At 55.8% G+C, this 21368-nt stretch carries 16 protein-coding genes; 7 read left to right on the forward strand and 9 right to left on the reverse strand.

The window, feature by feature from the left end; translation table 11 throughout:
- Positions 1-6: 6 nt before the first annotated feature.
- A complete protein-coding gene (locus tag ABRZ28_RS16670; protein WP_330520948.1) occupies positions 7-2370 on the reverse strand; it encodes a glycoside hydrolase family 31 protein in 2364 nt (787 codons plus the stop codon).
- Positions 2371-2406: 36 nt separating this feature from the next.
- Complete coding sequence (locus tag ABRZ28_RS16675; protein ID WP_319602913.1) at positions 2407-3714, reverse strand: MFS transporter; 1308 nt, start codon at positions 3712-3714, stop codon at positions 2407-2409.
- 320 nt (positions 3715-4034) lie between these two features.
- Here ABRZ28_RS16675 and ABRZ28_RS16680 point away from each other — a divergent pair, with 320 nt between their 5' ends.
- Complete coding sequence (locus ABRZ28_RS16680; RefSeq protein WP_319602283.1) at positions 4035-5105, forward strand: LacI family DNA-binding transcriptional regulator; 1071 nt, start codon at positions 4035-4037, stop codon at positions 5103-5105.
- A gap of 42 nt (positions 5106-5147) precedes the next feature.
- Here ABRZ28_RS16680 and ABRZ28_RS16685 read toward each other — a convergent pair whose 3' ends face one another.
- Positions 5148-6065 (reverse strand): LysR family transcriptional regulator, encoded by a 918-nt coding sequence (locus ABRZ28_RS16685; protein WP_330520949.1) that lies wholly within the window; start codon positions 6063-6065, stop codon positions 5148-5150.
- A 141-nt stretch (positions 6066-6206) separates the two neighbouring features.
- Between ABRZ28_RS16685 and ABRZ28_RS16690 the strand changes: the two genes are divergently transcribed.
- Complete coding sequence (locus ABRZ28_RS16690) at positions 6207-6956, forward strand: GntR family transcriptional regulator (RefSeq protein WP_330520950.1); 750 nt, start codon at positions 6207-6209, stop codon at positions 6954-6956.
- Between the two features lie 4 nt (positions 6957-6960).
- On the opposite strand, the gene ABRZ28_RS16695 is transcribed toward ABRZ28_RS16690, so the two are convergent.
- Together ABRZ28_RS16695 and ABRZ28_RS16700 are read right to left on the reverse strand one after the other, a co-directional pair.
- Positions 6961-8286 (reverse strand): 6-phospho-alpha-glucosidase, encoded by a 1326-nt coding sequence (locus tag ABRZ28_RS16695; RefSeq protein WP_330520951.1) that lies wholly within the window; start codon positions 8284-8286, stop codon positions 6961-6963.
- 33 nt (positions 8287-8319) lie between these two features.
- On the reverse strand, positions 8320-9915 hold the full coding sequence (locus ABRZ28_RS16700) for a PTS transporter subunit EIIC (RefSeq protein WP_330520952.1): 1596 nt from the start codon (positions 9913-9915) through the stop codon (positions 8320-8322).
- Positions 9916-10165: 250 nt separating this feature from the next.
- Here ABRZ28_RS16700 and ABRZ28_RS16705 point away from each other — a divergent pair, with 250 nt between their 5' ends.
- Positions 10166-12481: an FdhF/YdeP family oxidoreductase gene (locus tag ABRZ28_RS16705; RefSeq protein ID WP_330520953.1), complete on the forward strand. Its 2316-nt coding sequence runs from the start codon at positions 10166-10168 to the stop codon at positions 12479-12481.
- A 144-nt stretch (positions 12482-12625) separates the two neighbouring features.
- Here the strand turns inward: ABRZ28_RS16705 and ABRZ28_RS16710 are convergent, their stop codons facing one another.
- Entirely contained in the window at positions 12626-13069 is a 444-nt protein-coding gene (locus ABRZ28_RS16710; protein WP_319602277.1) for a hypothetical protein, read from the reverse strand.
- A gap of 487 nt (positions 13070-13556) precedes the next feature.
- On the opposite strand from ABRZ28_RS16710, the gene ABRZ28_RS16715 reads away from it, so the two are divergent.
- From ABRZ28_RS16715 to ABRZ28_RS16725, 3 genes are all read left to right on the forward strand, one after another.
- Entirely contained in the window at positions 13557-15491 is a 1935-nt protein-coding gene (locus ABRZ28_RS16715; protein WP_330520955.1) for an exoribonuclease II, read from the forward strand.
- 67 nt (positions 15492-15558) lie between these two features.
- Positions 15559-16476 (forward strand): aldo/keto reductase, encoded by a 918-nt coding sequence (locus tag ABRZ28_RS16720; protein ID WP_330520956.1) that lies wholly within the window; start codon positions 15559-15561, stop codon positions 16474-16476.
- A 243-nt stretch (positions 16477-16719) separates the two neighbouring features.
- On the forward strand, positions 16720-18789 hold the full coding sequence (locus ABRZ28_RS16725; protein ID WP_319602274.1) for a carbon starvation CstA family protein: 2070 nt from the start codon (positions 16720-16722) through the stop codon (positions 18787-18789).
- A 42-nt stretch (positions 18790-18831) separates the two neighbouring features.
- Here the strand turns inward: ABRZ28_RS16725 and araD are convergent, their stop codons facing one another.
- Positions 18832-19527: an L-ribulose-5-phosphate 4-epimerase gene (gene araD, locus ABRZ28_RS16730; protein WP_319602273.1), complete on the reverse strand. Its 696-nt coding sequence runs from the start codon at positions 19525-19527 to the stop codon at positions 18832-18834.
- A 334-nt stretch (positions 19528-19861) separates the two neighbouring features.
- Between araD and osmB the strand changes: the two genes are divergently transcribed.
- On the forward strand, positions 19862-20074 hold the full coding sequence (gene osmB, locus ABRZ28_RS16735; protein ID WP_319602272.1) for an osmotically-inducible lipoprotein OsmB: 213 nt from the start codon (positions 19862-19864) through the stop codon (positions 20072-20074).
- Between the two features lie 59 nt (positions 20075-20133).
- On the opposite strand, the gene yciH is transcribed toward osmB, so the two are convergent.
- Both yciH and pyrF read right to left on the reverse strand, forming a co-directional pair.
- Positions 20134-20463 carry a stress response translation initiation inhibitor YciH gene (gene yciH / locus ABRZ28_RS16740; protein ID WP_330520957.1) on the reverse strand — a complete coding sequence of 110 codons (330 nt, stop codon included), beginning with the start codon at positions 20461-20463 and terminating at the stop codon, positions 20134-20136.
- Positions 20464-20466: 3 nt separating this feature from the next.
- Positions 20467-21204: an orotidine-5'-phosphate decarboxylase gene (gene pyrF, locus ABRZ28_RS16745; protein ID WP_330520958.1), complete on the reverse strand. Its 738-nt coding sequence runs from the start codon at positions 21202-21204 to the stop codon at positions 20467-20469.
- Positions 21205-21368 lie beyond the last annotated feature (164 nt).

A 21368-nucleotide genomic window follows, 5' to 3' on the forward strand; every position in this document is an offset into this window, starting at 1 on the left:
TTTTTTTTACAGTTCAAAAATGTGGGTACGCACGTTGTTGATATACAGTTCTCTGCGCTCCCCGGCCGGCAGACGAAGGGTCGCCTGCGTCCAGGCGGGTTTGAATCGACCTTCGCGCGTGAAGTGGATATCAATGCGTCGGCTATCGCTGATGATGTTCCAGCGTAACCACAGCGCATTTCCCTGCCGCCATGCCCAGGTTTCGCCGTCATCCTCAAACAGCAGCCCGCTGTCTTCCCCTGCGCCAATCGGCGGGAACAGCAGAAACTCGCGCTGGTTATCCTCTTCATGACGGACAAACGCCGTACGCGCGGACAGCGGGATCATCGCGCCGGCGCGAATCATCAGCGGAAGACGCTCCAGCGGCGCATCCAGCGTAATGGTTTGCCCCCCGCCGTACCACTGTCCCTGATAAAAGTCATACCACCCCTGCTCGCTGGCCGGCAGATAGACTTCCCGCCGCCGCTGCCCCGGCTCCATCACGCTGGCCACCAACACGTCCTGACCCAACATAAAATCATCCGTTTCGGCGAATGTGGCTTCATCATGTTCGTGGTCGAGGAACGTCGGCCGCAGCATCGGCTCATCGTCGGCGCTGGCGCGCCAAAATAAGGTATAAAGATAAGGCAGCAGACGATAACGCAACGCGATGGCGCTGCGAATCGCCGGGGTCGCTTGCGGATACATCCAGGGTTCATTGACGGTGTGATCGTCATTCCATGAATGGATGGTAAAACGCGGATGCATCACGCCATTCTGCACCCAACGCACAAACAGCTCGACATCAGGCATATCGCCGGAAAATCCGCCGACATCGTGGCCGACATTATAAATACCGGAAAGACTCATGCCGACGCCCATGCGGGTGTTATAGCGCAAAGTTTGCCAGTTGGTGCGGTTATCGCCGCTCCAGGTCTGCACATAGCGCTGCATGCCCGCGCAGCCGGAACGGGAAATCAGATAAGGACGAAGCTGAGGCGCGAAACGCTGCTGAGCTTCCAGCGAGGCCCGCATCATCAGTAACGGCATCAGCGGCCGGATATTTTTGATCGCGATCTGCTCGCCAAAGCCATGACAGCGCGCTTCGCCATCCCACACTTCATATTCATTGTTGTCGTTCCAGGTCGAATCAATGCCCTTTTGCAGCAGTTGACGGGTAACGTTCTCCTGCCACCAGGCCACCGTCGCCGGGTTGGTAAAATCGAGGTGAGACCCTTCGTCATCCCAGAAGCTGGAGCGTTCAGGCGCATCCGACTCGGAGTCGAGGATGAATAACCCCTGCTCCGCGACTTCAGCGTATTTGGGATGATCCTGCAACAGACAGGGTTTGATATTGGCCGCCAGTTTTAACCCCGCATCGTGAAAAGCCTGCGACATCGCCTCCGGCTGCGGCACCTTGTCGTAATTCCAGTTAAACACGTAGCGTTTGTTGTTGATGGAAGTATAGCCGGACGACAGTTGAAACGAGTCGCACGGAATATCATGCTGGCGGCACAGGGCGATAAACTTCATCAACTGTTGCTGCGCATCCGGCGCGTCGGTGTAATGCATGGTCGAGCCGCTGTAGCCCAGACTCCACTTCGGCCCGAACAGCGTCTTGCCCGTCAGGCGCACAAAGGTTTTGGTGACATCCAGCACCCGCGCGCCGAGGAACAGGTAGTAATCTAGGTCGCCCGCTTCAGCCTGATAGCGGCGGTAAGCCTGGTGGTAATTATCGATTTCATTACCCAAATCCAGCCAGGTGCTGCTCAGGTTGTCATAAAACAGCCCAAAGCTGATGTCCTGGCGGCGGGTAATGGTAAACGGTATGTGCTTATAGAGCGGATCGGTGGCGGCGGCGTTATAACCCATCGCATCCAGATTACGAAACTCATAGCGTCGGCCGTTACGCTGAAGGTCGCCGGATTTCTCGCCCAAACCGTAATAGCGATCTTCAGCAAAACGGCGCTGGTAGTGCGCAACGCCGTCGCCATGCATATTGAGCAGGTAGGCGCTGGTGGCTCGATCGCTCGCCAGCAGTCGCCATTCCCCTTGATCGTCGCGATATTCCCACTCCAGCCACAACGGCTGATGAATCGTAATCCGCATGCGTTCAGTGCCGACGCGCAGGCCGTCTTGATATTCCTCCAGCGAGAAGCCCGGCAGGCTGAACCCCTCGCTGCTTTCCCTGCTGCGCCCTTCCCAGGGAACATCCTGCCGCGGGGCAATACTCCAGGTACGTTTCAGTTGCAGCTCGCCATTCTGTTTAATCAACACCCGGCCGATATCCGGTTCCAGAATGTATAAGCGGAAAATGTGCTTTCCATCGACCAGCAGTTCGAGATGATCTTGCGCCTGATGGCGAAACACCCAATTTTTCAGCGTTTTCATATCGCGTCCTTTTCAGGATGATTAGCAAAGATAAAATTAAATCTGACGCGCTTTCTGGCGACGTTCGGCGATAAAAGCGATGAGGAAGATCGCGCCGATCAGGTCGAAAAAGCCCATAGCGACAAACAGCGGGTTAAAGCCGATTTTGTCCGCGGTGACGCCGATTAACAGAGAAAACAGGAAGCTGGCGATCCAGGCGAAGGAGCCGCGCATGCCGTTGACCGTCGCCATCTGTCCTTTATCAAAGGACTCCACCACCAGCGCGCTCAGCATGCAGGAGATAACCTGATGACCGAATCCGCCGATGGAAATCAGCAGGATCGCCAGCCAGGGATCGCGGGCGATGGCGACCAACGCCAGCGACAGCATCAGAAACGCCCCGGTGACCGAACTGGCGACAATGGCGTTAACCCGTGAATAACCGAACCAGCGGGTATACAGGCGGGTCAGATAACCGCTGGCGACGCTGCCGAGGTCGGCGGCAAGGAACGGCAGCCAGGCGAACATGGCGATTTGTTTCAAATCCATGCCGCGCTCGCTGGCCAGATAAAGCGGAACCCAGAAACTCAGCACCGCCCAGGCCGGTTCAGCCATGAACGCCGGAATGGCGATGCCGTAAAAACGCTTGTTTTTCGATACGGTCTTCAGCGCGGTGAAAAACGGCAATTTAACCGGCTCAGGCTCGTTATCCTGACGGATAAAGTCCAGTTCCTCACGACTCAGATTGGGGTGTTTCGCCGGATCGTGGTAGAACAACCACCACAGCACCACCCACAGCATCGCCAGCGCGCCGGTGAACATGAATGCGCCCTGCCAGCCGAAATTGACATGCGCGATCACGATAATCGGCGGCGCCAGCATAGCGCCGATGGAGAACCCGACGCCGGCCCAACCCGCGGCGATAGGACGTTCTTTTTTCGGGAACCATTCGCCAATCGTCTTGGCGTTGGCGGGCGTCGCCGCCGCTTCGGAAGCGCCCATAAAGAAACGCAAGATGGCAAGGTGCAGCCAACTGCCGGCGCCGGCATGCAGCATACACATCAACGCCCAGATCACGGCGCAAACCAGGAAGCCGATCTTCAAGCCGATGACGTCGATTAGCCAGCCGCAGAGCGGTTGGAAAATGGTGTAAGCCAGTTGGAAGGCGCCGACAATCCATGAATATTGTTCGGTCGTGATACCGAGACTGGTTTTCAGTTCCGGCGCCAGGATGCCGAGCGAGTTACGGGTAATGTAGTTAACGGTCACACCCAGCAAAAACAACGTTAACACCCACCAGCGCAGATTCCTGAATTTACGTTTTCCCCTGCTGCCGACGGTCGGCTGATTAATATCGATACTCATCATAAACTCCTTGCAAGGAGATAAGGTTATATTGGCCTGACATGTCGGCGCGTGTTGGTATTTTTTTCTGCACCCGGTCACATCAATTGTTTTATCTATTTGTATTGATTACCTTTAAATAAGAAGCCAATTATTTATACGTCGATAATTGGTTTACCAAACGAAAAGTAAAGCAATTAAAAACAACGCGACACTCACTTTTTTGCAAGGATTTTCATGATACGCTCAAAGTTATATCAACCAGGCTGATTGAGCCTATCCTGACAGGGTTTGTTTCTCATGAAAATTTTGTCATTTGCGAAGTTGAACGAGATCACAAAATGAAAAGAAACCTGAAAATACGGGAAATTGCCGCGCAAACGGGGTTATCGATCAGTACGGTTTCACGCGTCTTGTCTGGTAAGGCCAATACCAGCGAGTCGGCCAAAAGGCGCATTCTCGACTGCGCCAGACAGTACGGCGTACTGGATAACCTGGTTACCGGGCGTCTGCTGCTGAACGGTCTGATGGTCTTTGCGCCGCAGCGGGCATTTGACGTGCGGTCTGACATCTTTTACCACAAAGTGATCCAAAGTATTATCGACGCGCTGGCGCCGCATGAGGTTCGTCTCCGCTACTGCGGCCTCGACGAAAATGACAGCGATGTTCCCCTGTTTCTGGAAAAGATGAACGACCCGGATACGGAAGCGGCGATATTGATCGGGATTGACGATCCCTATATTCATTCGCTGGCGGCCGATATGGGTAAACCCTGCATTCTGATTAACTGTATCGATCGCAAAATGAAACTGCCCGGCGTCGCGCCCAACCATCGGTTGATCGGCGAACACTCGGCCAATTATTTGATTGAGCAAGGGCATCGCGACGTGCTGAGCCTGCTGTGTTTGCGGCGCTATACCATGGAGTGGCGGCTGGCGGGGATCCGCGATGCTTATCAGCACCACAATCTGCCGTTCGTCGATCAATACAATTTGCTGGCGATACAGAATTTCAGTACGGCCGAATCCGAACAGGCGGTGAGCGAGTTTCTGGCGCGCTGTCCGCAAGAAAAAAGACCGACGGCGATCCTGGCGGGCGGCGATTTTATGGCGGTGGGCGCCGTGAACGCGCTGCATCAGGCCGGATTACGCGTACCGCAGGAGGTGTCGGTAATGAGCATGGATGGCTTCAATCTGGCGTCCATTCACGACATTCCGCTGACTTCCGTCCATGTTCCGCGCGAGGAGTTGGGCGAGGAAGCGGTCCGGCAACTGCAATATCTGTTGATGCGCCCGGACGCCCCCACAGGCAACCTGCTATTAAACGGGAAACTGGTGATCCGCGACTCGGTCAGGCGTATTCGTCCCAGCACGACGCACTCGCCGGTACAAAAAGATCATCTCTATGACTGATGCATTAACCGACGGGTGCCGGGCGCGATTGAGCGCATCAATTCAGGCTTCTGCGCCGTCCTGATTATCCCGTAGCCATTGCCGCGCCGCGTCGAAGAAATTCTGCGCCAGCGGCGTCACTTTCCCCGGCGGGGCCACCACGATAGCCGCCTGTCGGCGCATCGCCGGCAACGTAACCGCGCGCAGCTTCAGGGCCGGCGTCATTTCCGCCAGCAGACTGCCGCGCGGTACGAGCGCGCACCCCAGGCCGATAAACACGCTCTGGATCTGTTGCAAGATCGAACTGCTCTCTATTTTCACCCAGGGCGTCATGTTCGCTTCATGAAAATGGGTGTCCAGATAACGCCGGAAGTAGCGGCTGGATTCCGCCAGACACAGCGGCAACGCGGTCAGTTCGCTTAACGCCAGCGGCGCATCCCCGACCAGTTGAGGAAAATGCCGAGGATGAAACAACACGTCAACCCCCTGCCCGGCCAGTTGCGCCGCCTGGAAACGCCATTCCTGCAAGATGGCGACTTCAAAAAAGCCGATGCCGACATCGACGGAATGGGCATGCAGGGCTTCTAATAACCGATCGGCGCTAAACAGCGATATCTGAAAATCCAGTTCCGGGTAGCTTCGACCGACGGCGGCCAGCAATCGCGGCAGCGCAATATTGCTTTGCGGAACCGCGCCAATGCGCAATACGCCCCCGGCGCCGCGCTTCAGCGCCGCAACGTCCAGTTTCAGCCCCTGATAGACGGAAACTATCTCCTTTGCCCAGGCCAGTACCCGCTCGCCTTCCGCGGTGAAACCTTCGAAATTATTTCCCCGGTTGATCAGCGCCAGACCCAGTTCCCGCTCCAGATTTTTCAAGCGCATCGACAGCGTCGGCTGGCTAACGAAACTGGCTTCCGCCGCCCGGCCGAAATGACGTTCTTTTTCCAGATTGCACAGGTAAATCAACTGCTTTATGTCCATTGCGGTATTCTCTCGTGAGGCGTGTCGTGAGTATATTAACGCATGCTTTTAGTCATGCGCGCCTGAACCTCGACGAATGCTTGTCTAGATAACTACCCATCTATACTATCTTGACTGATAAGCCAACGGGAGAAAGACGACATGATTGATAAGCATTCCTTTATCCCTTTTTATCTGCAAATTGAGCAGATATTGAGTCGTCAGATACGAGAAAATGCGCTGAAGCCCGGCGATCCGCTGCCGACCGAGGCGGAAATGTGTCAGCAATATCAGGTTTCGCGCATGACGGCGCGCAAGGCGGTGGATTATCTGGTCAGACAAGGGTTGGTCGAACGCTTTCGCGGCCGGGGAACTTTTGTCGCCCGGCCGGATACGCAGGTAAAAGTTCAGTTGCCGCTGGATCAACATCTGACATCCAGCGAAGTCGCCAACAGCACCCAGCGCAAGATCGTCAATCAGTTGCTGCATTTTTCCCAGCAACCGGCGACGGATGATATCGCCGACGCGCTCCAGATTGCCGAAAACACGCCGGTTCACTATATGGTGCGTCTGCGTTTGATTGACGGCACGCCGTTTGTCTATGAGCAATCCTGGATGAATCTGGCGTTGTTCCCCGACCTGAGCGCACAGGCGCTCAGCCAGTCCAAATACGCCTACCTGAAATCGAAAGGCTACGACGCCGTAGGCAGCCATAAGGAGATCTTCGCCGAGCTTCCCTCCTCCGAAGTACGGGAAGCGCTGGGGCTGGCGCGCGATGAGCCTGTTCTGCGCGCCAGCGTGGTCGCCTTCTTCGCCGACCGCGTCCCTTTCGAACTGTCGAATGTCTATTACAATCAGCGGCGCTATACCTTTACCCTTGATGCGCCGCTGCGTCCATTGTTAGCGCTGTAACCGCCTATTTCAGTTCCGGCCAATACCCCTTATTGGCGACAATCAGCGCATCCAGCACCTTGCGGGCTTTTTTGGCATCGACCACCAGCCGGTTAATCGTCAGCGCCTGCAACGCTTTGTTGTAAGAGCCTTCGAACCAGGCTTCGACAGTCAGACGCTCATAGGCGAACTGTTGCTCAATCATCCCCTTATAGAAGGTAGGAATATTGCCGACGCCATAGGGCCGCGGCCCGTTGCTGCCCAGCGTCGCCGCCACCTCCACCATCGCCGTATCGTCCAGGTTATTCACCAGCCCGTTGTTTTCCACGATCACCACGAAAATCCGGTGCTGGTTATAGGCGATGGATTCCGCCACCTCCACAATCATGTCGCCGTGCGCATCGTTATGCACCACGCTGGCGCTTTTCGTGGTGCCGGCTTTCACCGCATCGCGGCAGCTTTCAAACACCCGTTTTTCCCGGCCCGCCATCACTTCGTTGGCGCGGGTAAAATTCGGATCCAGCTTGCTGAGCTTATAGTCGGGGTAGAGGTAATATTGCAGGTAGGTATTCGGCAGGTAGTCCGGGAAATCACGCAGCATATCGGCGACGACCGCATAGGTCTCCAGCCACGAACGATCCCGCTGCTCCGCGTCCGCCGGCTTAAAGCCCTGGTTGCTGATGATTTCTTTCAACTGCGGCAGCAGATCCACGCCGGCGCGATCGTACAGATGGGTAAACCAGCCGAAGTGGTTCAGACCGAAATAGACAGGTTCAAATTCGTTGACGTCCCGCCCCAGTAAACGGGCATACGAGCGCAGCAGGTTGACCGGCTGGTCGCAAATATTCAGGATGCGCCGGTCATGGGGGAACTTCACCCGCAGCGCATCGGCCACAATGGCCGCCGGATTGGTATAGTTCAGGATCCATGCATCCGGCGAACGGGTGCGAACATTCTGCACCAGTTCAATCATGTCGCCGATAGAACGCAGCCCATAGGCAAAACCGCCCGGCCCGCAGGTTTCCTGTCCAATCACCCCCAGAGAGAGCGGGATTTTCTCATCCTTCTCGCGCATTTCATAACCGCCGGTGCGCATCTGGCAGAAGACAAAATCCACATCATGAAAGGCTTCATCAATATCGGTGGTATAGGAAAACGCCAGCGCCGGGTACTCTTCGCTGAACAGCAACCGGGCGAAGTCGCCAATCACCGTCTGGCGTTCGGCATTGACGTCGAACATCACCAACCGCCTGAGCGGAAAGGTATTCTGCCGTTTACACAACGCTTTCAGCAGGCCCGGCGTCCAGGTTGACCCGCCACCGACAATCACAATACTGTATGTCTTCGTCATAACCATTTCCCGTTTTATCCGCTTCAGATTAAGTTACGTTGTCACACCAAGCGCGGTTTTGACATCATTGGCGATTTTTTCCACCTTAGGGCCGTAAATGACCTGGATGTTATGCTCGTTCACCCGCTTGATGCCGTTCGCGCCGGTCGTCATCAATGTCTTATCCACCACCAGATTCATGTCTTTTACCTGCACGCGTAAACGGGTAAAGCAGCAGTCCACTTCCGCAATATTGCCCTCGCCGCCCAATCCGCTGATGATGTTTTGCGTACGCTCATCGGCGCTGACCGGCGCGGTTTCCGCCGGCTGTTCTTCCGATTCCCGCCCCGGCGTTTCCACGCCCATCCGTCTGATAATGGTTTTGAATACGAAGTAATAAGCCGCGAAATAGAGCAGCCCCAGTAACACCGCATACCACCACTTGGTTTTCAATCCGCCCAATACGCCGAACACCAGCAAATCAATCGCGCCGCCCTGAATATTGCCGATCATCAGTTGCAGCACGGACATCAGCATGAAGGACAACCCGCTCAGCGCCGCATGCAGCAGATATAACACCGGCGAGACGAAGATGAAGCAGAACTCCAGCGGTTCGGTAATCCCGGTGGTGAACGAGGCCAGCCCCCCGGCCAGCATCAACGCTTTCACCCGCTTTTTATGCTCGGGACGGGCGCATTGGTACATCGCCAACGCCGCCCCAGGCAGCCCGAACATCATGATGGGAATTTTGCCCTGCGCCAGAAACTGGGTCGCATTGCGGATAATGTCGTCGCTGACCGCCCCCGGATTGGTCAGCGACGCATTAAAGATATTCAGCGCGCCGACCACCGTTTCATTATTGATGGTGGCCACGCCGCCGATGGGCGTAAAGCGCACGGTTTCATTCAGAATATGGTGCAACCCGGTAGGGATCAGAATGCGCTCGGAAAAGCCATACAGAAACGCGCCATACTGCCCGCTGTGTCCAATCAATTCCCCGACCCAGGCGATGCCGCTGCCGATGGTCGGCCAAATCAGCGCCAGCCCGACGCCGACTAACGGCAGGCAGGCCACCGTGACGATCGGCACAAAGCGGCGGCCGCCGAAAAAGCTGATGGCGGTGGGCAACTCGATGGTGTAGAAACGGTTGTGCAGCATCACCGTGATCACCCCGGCTATCACGCCGCCCAACACGCTCATGTTGTAGGTGAAGATCCCCAGCGTCTGGGTAAACTCGGCGGCGTACATCAATGCGGCGGTATGATCCATCCCGGTCGCCGTCAACGCGTCAATCGCGGTGGTGGCCGGCGTCAAATTCTGCGCCGTCAGCGTCGCCCTTACCCCGACATGCATGGAAATAAAGCCGATCACGGCGGCAAAGGCCGCCGTCGGTTTCTCGGCGTTGGCCAGGCCAATCGCGCTGGCGACCGCAAAAAACAGCGGCAGATTGGCAAACAGCGCGCCGGCTATCTGGCGAATAAATCCGATAATCAACTGCGGGATCTGCATATTGGCGAATGCCTCGCCGGTGACGGCCGGGTTTTGCATCGCCGCCGCCAGCCCCAGGAAAATCCCGGCTGCGGCGATAACCGAAATCGGCATCATCAGTGCCTTACCAAAGGCGTGAACCTTATTGCCAAGATCTTTCATTATTTGCCCTTCCTGTTTTTCCGTACTGGTTAAGTAATAGCCGGAAAACACCTCACTTTGTATATACAACTAGACAAAAAAATCAAGATTCTGCACCCGGTCACACTTTATTTACGATAAACGCCATCTATCCCGCCATTGCCCTATTTGATTAGACGAGATGGCGCGCACCACCTAGACTCGCGGCAGAAGAGCAAATCATTAAAGAAATGTTCACATATTAAAAACATTCTCACCTGCGGATCTCGCCATGAAATTCAAACCATCCATCAAGCCATACCGCAGCGCGGCTGGCGGCTGGGGCTCATTGGAAGCCACCACCCGTTTTGTGCTGGACAGCAAGCAAGCGCTGAAAAATATCCGAAACTTGTTACGGGTCAATAAAGCCAAAGGTTTTGACTGTCCCGGCTGCGCCTGGGGCGACGATAACCACAGCACCTTCAGCTTCTGTGAAAACGGCGCTAAAGCGGTAAGTTGGGAAGCCACGCGCAAAGCGGTGGATCTGGAATTTTTCGCCGCGCACAGCGTCTCGACCCTGCGTCAGCAAAGCGATTACTTTCTGGAATATCAGGGACGGCTGACCCAGCCGATGCGCTACGACCGCGCAACCGATCGCTACGTCCCCATCCGTTGGGACGATGCATTTGCCTTGATTGCGCAACATATCAGGGCGATGGATCATGCCAATCAGTTGGAGCTGTATACATCGGGGCGGGCAAGCAACGAAGCTTCTTATCTGTATCAACTGTTTGGCCGCATGCTGGGTACCAACAACTTTCCCGACTGCTCCAACATGTGCCATGAGGCCAGCGGTACCGGGCTGAAACAGAGCATCGGCGTGGGTAAAGGCACAATTCGTCTGGATGATTTCGAGCATGCCGACGCCATTTTCGTATTCGGCCAGAATCCCGGCACCAATCATCCCAGGATGCTGCACAGCCTGCGCCATGCCGCCGATCGCGGCGCGCACATCGTTTCGTTCAATACGCTGCGCGAACGCGGACTGGAGCGTTTCGCCAACCCGCAAAATCCCCTGGAGTTGTTGACGCCGCTGGCGGGCGATATTAGCGAAACCTACCTGCAACCCAATCTGGGCGGCGATATGGCCGCCGTGCGCGGCATAGTGAAAGCGCTGTTGGAAACGCACCGCCAACGCCTGAACGCCGGCGAAAACGGGCTGTTTGACGAAGAATTCCTCTCTGCCCATACCCGACAGGTTGAAGCCTATCTGGCGGCGGTCGACGACACCAGTTGGCAAAAAATAGAACGACAGTCCGGCCTGAGCGCCGCGCAATTGCGCGGCGTGGCCGCAATTTACCAACAATCGCCGCGGGTGATTTGCACCTGGGCGATGGGCGTAACCCAGCATAAACACTCGGTGGCGACGGTGCGTGAAATCGTTAACCTGCAACTCTTGTTCGGCCAGTTAGGCAAACCCGGCGCCGGGCTGTGTCCAGTACGCGGACACAGTAACGTGCAGGGGAACCGAACGATGGGGATCGACGAAAAACCCGCGGCCGATTTTCTGGCGCGGCTGGCCGCACGCTTTAACTTTACGCCGCCGCACGCGGCGGGTCATAACACAGTGGAAGCGCTGGAAGCCATGCTGCGCGATGAAGTGAAAGTGCTCATCGCGCTGGGCGGAAACCTTGCCGCCGCCGCGCCGGATTCGCCGCGCACCGAAGCCGCGCTGCGCCGTTGCGATCTGACGGTACACATCAGCACCAAACTGAACCGCAGCCATCTGATTACCGGAAAAGTTGATGCCTTGATCCTGCCCGCGCTGGGGCGAACCGATCTCGATATACAGGCCGCCGGGCCGCAGTTTATTACCGTGGAAGACTCCTTCAGCATGGTGCATGCCTCCGAGGGCGTCGGCCAGCCGTTGTCTGCGTTGCAACGTTCGGAAACCGCGATTGTGGCGGGCATCGCCGACGCCGTATTGGGCAAGGGAAAACTGGACTGGCCGGCGCTGGCGGATGACTATTCCCGTATCCGCGATCATATTGCCGCCACCATCCCCGGCTTTGAGAATTTCAACGAAAAATGCAATCTGCCGGGCGGATTTTACCTCGGCAATGCGGCGGCCGAACTGCGCTTCGCAACCGCCAGCGGCAAAGCCGAATTCAGTCATGCCGCGCTGCCGGATTCGCTGTTTCCGCAGTTGGATGAAGCGGTTCCCTTCACGCTGCAAACGCTGCGCTCGCACGATCAGTACAACACCACGATTTATGGTCTCGACGATCGCTACCGCGGCGTCTACGGTCAGCGCGAAGTGCTGTTCATCCACCCTGACGATATGGCGGCGCAAGGGCTGGCGGACGGCGACCTGGTGGATATCGAAACCCTGTGGCATGACGGCATAACCCGTAAAGTCAGCGGCTTCCGGCTGGTCGGCTACCAGATTCCACGCGGTAATCTGACCGCCTACTATCCGGAAACCAACCCGCTGGTTCCTTTGTCCAGCTACGGCGACGAAACCTTTACCCCGACGTCAAAATCCGTACCGGTGAAGATTTCCCGCAGTGAGCAAACCGCTGCGCCGATCCATACGCGCCGAGTATAAACCGCAAATCCGCTATCTGGGACGATCGTTACTCCGATCGTCCCGCGTATTTATAAAGGAGGGCTGTGAAAAATGCGTATTAAACCAGAAGAAAGGCTTTAATCGGAAATGACATTTCATGATGATGATCTGGGTGACCGGCGGCTACTCTCTCCAGGCGTTTACCCCTCGGGCATCAAGATCAATCGTCGGCATTACCGCTGTTTTTCCATCATAGAAAAACGCCGAGTTACTGAATGAATAGATTTTCCCTGTCAGTCTGACCGTAATACGGCTTCCCACGCCGGATACAGACGCATCGCCTCGATCCGCCGTCATAAATGGCGTCGAATCGCCCAGAACTTCCATCGGGTCACCGTCAATTCGGTGATAGAGATAATAGCGATATATATCAGAATCCGTCGCGCCGGCGTCCTGATATTTAGTGACATAAAGCCAAATGTTTTCGGTAAGCGACTTTTGACTGTAAAGCCGATCATGATAAGGGCCAGATGTCATGTACTGAACAATGCAGAATAGGATGACAGCGGCCAATAGCGCGACGGTTAGCAACCGATGACCCCATTTAATAGCCGTGCTTATTTGCATAGTCTATCCCTTGTTGAATCCTGAACTGGTCGCGGGGGTCATCACCATAAGGCGGCTTCTGATACCAGGCTCCCCACGCAGAAGTGGGAAACCGCCTGAAGGCATTAGGGGAATAACGGCCATTATTGTCTCCATTCAGGGCTATGCGTTCCTTGTACGTCGACGTTTATAGCAGAGGAAAAGGAATAGTCCAGAATAAGAAATAGATATTGAGAGAATTCTCACTTTATCGTTGTTTTATCGTGAAGAAGAGCGGATGTTTTTTAACTTGTCGTTAAGGACAAGTTAATTGGCGGGGTATCAACTGGCCGACGAATACCCCGGCCGTCTCGCATCTTTGCTTTCTTAAATGACCGGCATCACACATGCCCGCAACCTTGTTTCGTCTCTGTCAATTATCCTGCTATCAACGCTTGCCGCCGGCATCCGATTCGCGTAAAACTGTCAGCCGCTAATCGAGCTACTTATAACCATATTTTTGGACGCTATGTTTCAAGATAATCCGCTGCTTGCACAGCTAAAACAGCAACTTCACTCACAGACGCCACGGGTTGAAGGTGTCGTCAAAGGCACTGATAAAGGGTTTGGCTTTCTTGAAGCTGACGCACAAAAAAGCTATTTCATCCCGCCGCCGCACATGAAAAAAGTGATGCACGGCGACCGTATCACCGCCACCCTGCACACGGAAAAAGAACGCGAAATCGCCGAGCCGGAAACGCTGCTCGAACCTTTCCTGAGTCGCTTTGTCGGCCGCGTGCAAAAAAAAGACGATCGTTTATCCATCATCCCCGATCATCCGCTGCTGAAAGACGCGATTTCCTGCCGCCCCGCACGCGACGTCAGCCATACATTTCAAAATGGCGACTGGGCCGTGGCGGAGATGCGCCGTCATCCGCTCAAGGGCGACCGCGGATTCCATGCCGAATTGACCCAATTCATCACCACCGGCGACGATCCGCTGGCGCCGTGGTGGGTGACATTGTCACGCCATAATCTGGAGCGCGCCGCGCCCGAGGCCGAGGCCACCGAACGCAACGATGGTTCTCTGGCGCGTGAAGACCTGACCGCGCTGGATTTCGTTACCATCGACAGCGCCAGCACCGAAGATATGGACGATGCGCTGTACGTGCAGGATAGCGGCGCGGGCGCGTTGCAACTGACCATCGCCATTGCCGATCCCACCGCCTACGTCGAAGCAGGCAGCGAACTGGATAACATCGCTCGCCAGCGCGCCTTCACTAATTATCTGCCCGGCTTCAATATTCCGATGCTGCCGCGCCAACTGTCGGACGATATCTGCTCGCTGCGTCCGAATGAGCGCCGTCCGGTTCTCGCCTGCCGCGTCACAATCAACGCCGACGGTTCTCTGGGCGACGACATTCAATTCTTTGCCGCCTGGATCGAATCCAAGGCCAAGCTGGCCTATGACGATGTGTCCGACTGGCTGGAGCAACAGGGCGACTGGCAACCGCCGAGCGATGCCATCGCGCAACAAATTCGCCTGCTGCACCGCGTTTGTCTGGCGCGCAACGAATGGCGCACCGCGCATGCGCTGGTATTCAAAGACCGCCCGGATTACCGCTTCCTGCTGGGAGAAAAAGGCGAAGTGCTGGATATCGTCGTCGAACCGCGGCGCATCGCCAACCGCATCGTCGAAGAAGCGATGATCGCGGCTAACGTCTGCGCCGCCGTCGTGCTGCGCGACAAACTGGGATTCGGCATCTACAACGTGCATAACGGTTTCGATCCGGCCTCCGTCGAACAGGCGGTATCGGTATTGGATTCGTTCGGCATACAGGCCGATGCCCAGACCTTGCTGACCCTTGACGGTTTCTGTTCCCTGCGCCGCGAGTTGGACGCCTTGCCGACCTCGTTCCTAGACGGCCGCATCCGTCGCTTCCAGTCGTTCGCCGAAGTCAGCACCACGCCGGGGCCGCACTTTGGTCTGGGGCTGGAGGCCTACGCCACCTGGACCTCGCCGATTCGTAAGTATGGCGATATGGTTAACCACCGCCTGCTGAAAGCGGTGATCGCCGGTCAACCGGCGGAGAAACCCCAGGATGACGTCACCGTGCAACTGTCGGAACGTCGCCGCCTTAACCGGATGGCGGAACGCGACGTCGGCGACTGGTTATACGCCCGCTTCCTGAAGGATAAAGCGGGAACCGATACGCGCTTCCCGGCCGAGATTATGGATGTCACCCGCGGCGGCCTGCGCGTGCGCCTGCTGGATAACGGCGCGGTGGCGTTTATCCCCTCCTCCTTCATCCACTCGGTACGCGACGAGCTGGTGTGCAGCCAGGATACCGGTACGGTATTGGTAAAAGGCGAAGAAGTTTACCGTCAGGGCGACGCTCTGGATGTCGTGATTGCGGAAGTTCGCCTCGAAACCCGCAGCGTCATCGCCAAACCCGCAGCATAATGTTCCTTTGTCGCTGGCCCATTCGTGGGCCAGCCTCGGCATATTTTTCTATCGCAGGAGATTGCAGGTGAACAAGATCACGATAGGCACATCCAGGTTATACGCATCGAACATTGCTTTAGGCTGCATGAGAATGGATTCGCTAACGCCGGCTCAGGCCGCGGAAGTCATTCAGACCTCGATTGATGCCGGCATCGACTTTTTCGATCATGCCGATATTTATGGCGCGGGCAAATCAGAAGAAATTTTTGCCGCCGGCTTACAGAAAACCGGCGTTAGTCGTGACGCTATCGTTCTGCAATCGAAATGCGGCATTCGCAAAGGCGTTTTCGATTTTTCCCGACAGCACATCATCTCCTCGGTGGAAGGCAGCCTGCGGCGCTTAAAAACCGACTATCTTGACGCCCTGCTGCTGCATCGTCCGGATACCCTGTTCGAACCCGACGAAGTGGCCGCCGCTTTCGATACGCTGGAAAAAAGCGGCAAAGTGCGTTATTTCGGCGTCAGCAATCAACATCCGCTGCAAATCGAACTGCTTAAAAAATCGGTGCGCCAACCGCTGATTGCCAATCAGCTTCAGTTCAGCATTATGCACACCGGTATGATTGACGCGGGCTTTAACGTCAACATGACCAACGCGTCGGCCGCCGATCGCGACGGCGCTATTCTGGAATATAGTCGGCTGCACGATATGACTATCCAGGCATGGTCGCCTTTTCAATACGGTTTCTTCGAAGGCGTTTTTCTGGATAACGAAAAATTTCCTGAGCTGAATGCCGTTATCGACCGTATCGCCAGTCAGTATCAGGTAAAAAACACCGCCATCGCCACCGCCTGGATTTTGCGTCATCCGGCCAATATGCAGGTGATCGTCGGCAGTATGAACCCTGCGCGTATTGGTGATATTGCGCTGGCGTCGGCGCTGCGGCTGAGCCGTGACGAGTGGTATGAGATCTACCGCGCGGCGGGTAACGTTCTTCCTTAACGGGTTATCAGCCCTGTGATTAACGACAGGGCTTGCTTACGACAGCCAATTCCTTGTTCATCCCCTCTCTTTCACACTGTTTTTCAGCGATTAATGGTTCTCACGTTTAAATTTCTTTACAGAAATTTATGGTTGCTCACATTTTCATATCCGCCCGCTTCTCTTCGGCATTAAACCCACTATTGTTAAATTGCCTTAACAGTCGCGCTACACATCTTCCTGAGTAACGAAGGAGCCGTTGTTATGAATAACGTCAAGAGCATCGTGATCTGGCTATTGGTTGGTTTGGCGGGCGCCGTCGCGTTCGCCATGCTGGCCTTAAGCCGCGGTGAGCACGTGAATGCCGTATGGCTGGTTGTCGCATCCGTAGCTTGTTACAGCATTGCCTACCGTTTCTATAGTTTGTTTATCGCCAAAAAAGTCTTCGAACTGGATGACCGACGCTTAACACCGGCGGAACGTCACAATGACGGGCTGGACTATGTCCCGACCAATAAATGGGTGCTGTTCGGCCACCATTTTGCGGCCATTGCCGGCGCCGGGCCGCTGGTCGGCCCCATTCTCGCCGCGCAGATGGGCTTTCTGCCCGGCACCATCTGGATTTTGGTGGGCGTAATGCTGGCCGGCGCGGTGCAGGATTTCCTGGTGCTGTTTATTTCAACCCGGCGCGACGGACGTTCTTTGGGCGAAATGGCGAAACAGGAGCTGGGCGCCTTTGCCGGCGTGATCACCATGCTTGGCGCCCTGGGCGTGATGATCATTATCCTGTCGGCGTTGGCGCTGGTGGTGGTAAAAGCCCTGGCGGACAGTCCATGGGGATTATTCACCATCGCCGCCACCATTCCTATCGCACTGTTCATGGGCGTATACATGCGTTTCCTGCGTCCGGGGAAAATCGCGGAAGTGTCGATCATCGGTTTTGTGTTGATGATGCTGGCGATTGTCTATGGCGGCAATATCGCCGCGCACCCATACTGGGGTCCCTTCTTCACCTTAAAAGGCACCTCGCTGACCTGGGCGCTGGTGATTTACGGTTTTATCGCCTCCGTGCTGCCGGTCTGGTTGCTGCTGGCGCCGCGTGATTATCTCTCTACCTTCCTGAAAATCGGCGTGATCGTCGGGTTGGCGGTGGGGATCGTCTTTGCCATGCCGGAAATGAAAATGCCCGCCGTTTCACGCTTTATCGACGGCAGCGGGCCGGTGTTCTCCGGCAGCCTGTTCCCCTTCCTGTTTATTACTATCGCCTGCGGCGCGATTTCCGGCTTCCATGCGCTGGTTTCCAGCGGCACCACGCCGAAACTGGTGGAACGCGAGAGCCACATCCGTTTCATCGGTTACGGCGCCATGCTGATGGAGTCCTTTGTCGCCATTATGGCGTTGATTTGCGCATCGGTCATCGAACCCGGCGTTTATTTCGCCATGAACTCGCCGGCGGCGCTGATCGGCACCACGGTGGAAAACGCCTCGCAGGTCATTAATGGCTGGGGATTCGTCATCACGCCGGAAGCGCTTGCCGAGATTGCCCGAGACGTGGGCGAGGCCTCGGTGCTGTCGCGCGCGGGCGGCGCCCCGACCTTCGCGGTGGGAATGGCTTATATCATCACCGAAATCTTTAACAGCCGGGCGATGATGGCCTTCTGGTATCACTTCGCCATCCTTTTTGAAGCGCTGTTTATTCTGACCGCCGTTGACGCCGGCACCCGCGCCTGCCGCTTTATGGTGCAGGATCTGGTGGGCGTGGTGATCCCCAAACTGGCGAACAGTCATTCGTGGCTCGGCAATCTGGCGGGTACTACCGTGGCCGTCGCCGGCTGGGGATTCTTCGTTTATCAGGGCGTGATCGATCCGCTGGGCGGCATCAATACGCTGTGGCCGCTGTTTGGCATCGGCAACCAGATGCTGGCGTCCATGGCGTTGATTCTCGGCACCGTGGTGTTGTTCAAGATGAAGAAACAGCGTTATGCCTGGGTGACCATCCTGCCGACCATCTGGCTGTTTATCACCTCGATGACCGCCGGCTGGCAGAAGATTTTCCATGAACAGGCCAACATCGGCTTTCTGGCTCAGGCCAGACGTTTCTCCGCCGGTATTGAACAAGGCACGCTGATTGCCCCGGCCAAAACGATCAAGGATATGGAAACCATCGTGTTCAGCAATCAGATTAACGCTGCGCTGTGCGGTTTCTTTATGCTGGTCGCCGTGACGATGCTGATATCGGCGTTCTTCGTTATTCGGCGCGCGTTGAACAGCCAAACGCCGACGGCGCAGGAAACCGCGGTGGTTTTACGTGAGGAAACGCATACGGCCAAGTAAGCCGAGGTAACAGACTCCCCGCCGTCGCCGGCGGGGAGTTTTTTATTGTCCGTAGTACGCGTTTTTACCGTGTTTACGCAGGTAGTGTTTATCCAGCAAGGTTTGCTGCATAGCGCTGAGATCGGGAGCGAGTTGACGGGAAAAAAGCCCCATATAGGCGATTTCTTCCAATACCACGGCATTATGTACCGCATTATCTGCGTCTTTACCCCAGGCGAAGGGGCCGTGCGCATTGACTAACGCCGCCGGAATATCGGATGGCGAAAGATGCCGGGAATGAAAGGTTTCAACAATCACCTTACCGGTTTCCCACTCATAACGGCCGTTAATTTCCTCATCGGTCATTAAACGCGTGCATGGGATCGCGCCATAGAAATAATCGGCATGCGTGGTTCCCCAGGCGGGAATATCGTTGCCGGACTGCGCCCAGATGGTGGCATGGCGGGAATGGGTATGGACGATGCCGCCAATATCAGGGAACGCCTGATACAGCACGCGGTGGGTATCGGTATCCGAAGAGGGCTTTTTCGTTCCATCCATCACCTTCCCGCTCTCCAGCTCAACGACAACCATGTCATCCGCCGTCATAACGTCATACTCGACCCCGGACGGTTTAATCACCATCAGTCCGCGAGATCGGTCGACCGCGCTGACATTGCCCCAGGTAAATGTCACTAACTGATGCTGCGGCAGCGCCAGATTGGCTTTTAATACCTGTTTTTTCAGTTCGTCTAACATAGTCAGCTCCCGCGCAATGGTATGAAACCATTCTCCTTAGCGCCGACCGTCGCCGCTATGGGCTAAATCGCTAAAGATCCGGCAGGGTTCTGCTATCTGATACGCGTTTTATTTTACCGGCGCGTTTCAAAAAACCATCAATTTTACCAATTATTGCTATCAGTGTCGTAACGTAAGGGAATTAAGATTTTTTACCTGTTGCGGTTTTTCCCGAGGATTATACTACTCACCAAGCTACAGAGGCTCAGCACTATTATTTAATTTCGTAAAAAAGTCGCAGTACGATATTTCCTCACTAAAGAAAACGGTGAGGTCAGCGTGAAAAGGGGAAAATATGAAAGTGAACAAACAATTTGCCAGCGCAGCCTTAGCCATCGTCCTGACAGTTGCCTTAGCTGGCTGCTCAAATATGTCCAAGCGCGATCGCAACACCGCGATTGGCGCGGGCGCTGGGGCTGTCGGCGGCGCCATCTTAACCGACGGCGGCACATTAGGCACGCTGGGCGGCGCCGCCATCGGGGGGCTTATCGGCCGTCAGGTGGACTAATCATTCAGCGTTTTTGTGAAAATGGAGCTTCGGCTCCATTTTTACTTTCCATCATTGCCTTAACCGCCCGCCAGCTTCACCTTCATGCCTTTCGCTTCCAGCAGTTGCTTGAGCAAATCACGCTTGTCGCCCTGAATTTCAATGACGCCCTCTTTTACCGACCCGCCGCAGCCGCATTTTTTCTTCAATTCCGCGGCCAGTTTCGCCAGCGCGTCATCATCAAGTTCGACGCCGCTAATCACGCAAACGCCCTTGCCTTTGCGCCCGCTGGTCTGACGCTGGATACGGACGATGCCGTCGCCTCGCGGACGCGCAACCTTCTCTTCTTCCGGCTTGATGCGCCCGTTTTCCGTGGAATAAACCAGCCGGCTTTCATCATTACGGTTCATCGCTCACGCCTCCGCGGCCAGGGACGCCCGGATCTCACGCAGCGTTTGCGCCGGGTCGGCGGACTGGGTGATTGGACGACCGATCACCATATAATCCACCCCGGCCTGCTGGGCCTGAAGCGGCGTCATGATACGGCGCTGATCGCCGGCGTCGCTGCCCGCGGGACGAATTCCCGGCGTGACCAGCTTAAAATTCTCGTCGCACGCCTGCTTTAAACGTTCCGCTTCATGGGCGGAGCAGACCACGCCGTCAAGGCCGCAGTTATAGGTCAGCAACGCCAGCCTTTCCGCCTGCTCGGCCGGGCTGGCCGTAATGCCGAGATCGCGCAGGTCTTCCGCTTCCAGGCTGGTCAGTACCGTAACGGCGATCAAGAGCGGCGCGTCGTCGCCGAATGGCAGCAACGCGTCTTTCGCCGCCATCATCATCCGCGCGCCGCCGCCGGCATGCACATTCACCATCCAGACCCCCAGATCGGCGGCGGCGGCGACCGCATGGGCGGTGGTATTCGGAATATCGTGAAATTTCAGATCGAGGAAAACATCAAAACCACGCTGCTGGAGCGATTTTACAAACTGGGGGCCGAACAGGGTGAACATCTCTTTGCCCACTTTCAGCCGACAATCCTGCGGAGAAATGCGATCAACAAACGACAACGCGGCGCGCTGATCGGCATAATCCAGAGCCACAATGATTGGGGATGATGCAGCCAGGTTATTTTCTGTTAGATTTTCGTTTTTCACTCTTGTCACCCCTTGATTTAACAAAGCCGGTATTCGCGACTAAAATGCCCGCCGCATTCTACATGCCCCGCCGTTGAAATCCCAGCCGCCTGTCAGGCTAATGGCATCACCGTTAGCTGCTGGAACCGTATGGGTAGCTAAACATAGAGTATGTTGTAACTAAA

Origin of the sequence: Brenneria sp. g21c3, assembly GCF_040240345.1 — a bacterium.
Lineage (GTDB): Bacteria > Pseudomonadota > Gammaproteobacteria > Enterobacterales > Enterobacteriaceae > Brenneria.

Bases quoted from the DNA above. Each gene is read 5' to 3' on its own strand.
- ABRZ28_RS16670 (WP_330520948.1), bottom strand. From the start codon at position 2,370: ATGAAAACGCTGAAAAATTGGGTGTTTCGCCATCAGGCGCAAGATCAT.
- ABRZ28_RS16675 (WP_319602913.1), bottom strand. From the start codon at position 3,714: ATGAGTATCGATATTAATCAGCCGACCGTCGGCAGCAGGGGAAAACGT.
- ABRZ28_RS16680 (WP_319602283.1), top strand. From the start codon at position 4,035: ATGAAAAGAAACCTGAAAATACGGGAAATTGCCGCGCAAACGGGGTTA.
- ABRZ28_RS16685 (WP_330520949.1), bottom strand. From the start codon at position 6,065: ATGGACATAAAGCAGTTGATTTACCTGTGCAATCTGGAAAAAGAACGT.
- ABRZ28_RS16690 (WP_330520950.1), top strand. From the start codon at position 6,207: ATGATTGATAAGCATTCCTTTATCCCTTTTTATCTGCAAATTGAGCAG.
- ABRZ28_RS16695 (WP_330520951.1), bottom strand. From the start codon at position 8,286: ATGACGAAGACATACAGTATTGTGATTGTCGGTGGCGGGTCAACCTGG.
- ABRZ28_RS16700 (WP_330520952.1), bottom strand. From the start codon at position 9,915: ATGAAAGATCTTGGCAATAAGGTTCACGCCTTTGGTAAGGCACTGATG.
- ABRZ28_RS16705 (WP_330520953.1), top strand. From the start codon at position 10,166: ATGAAATTCAAACCATCCATCAAGCCATACCGCAGCGCGGCTGGCGGC.
- ABRZ28_RS16710 (WP_319602277.1), bottom strand. From the start codon at position 13,069: ATGCAAATAAGCACGGCTATTAAATGGGGTCATCGGTTGCTAACCGTC.
- ABRZ28_RS16715 (WP_330520955.1), top strand. From the start codon at position 13,557: ATGTTTCAAGATAATCCGCTGCTTGCACAGCTAAAACAGCAACTTCAC.
- ABRZ28_RS16725 (WP_319602274.1), top strand. From the start codon at position 16,720: ATGAATAACGTCAAGAGCATCGTGATCTGGCTATTGGTTGGTTTGGCG.
- araD (WP_319602273.1), bottom strand. From the start codon at position 19,527: ATGTTAGACGAACTGAAAAAACAGGTATTAAAAGCCAATCTGGCGCTG.
- osmB (WP_319602272.1), top strand. From the start codon at position 19,862: ATGAAAGTGAACAAACAATTTGCCAGCGCAGCCTTAGCCATCGTCCTG.
- yciH (WP_330520957.1), bottom strand. From the start codon at position 20,463: ATGAACCGTAATGATGAAAGCCGGCTGGTTTATTCCACGGAAAACGGG.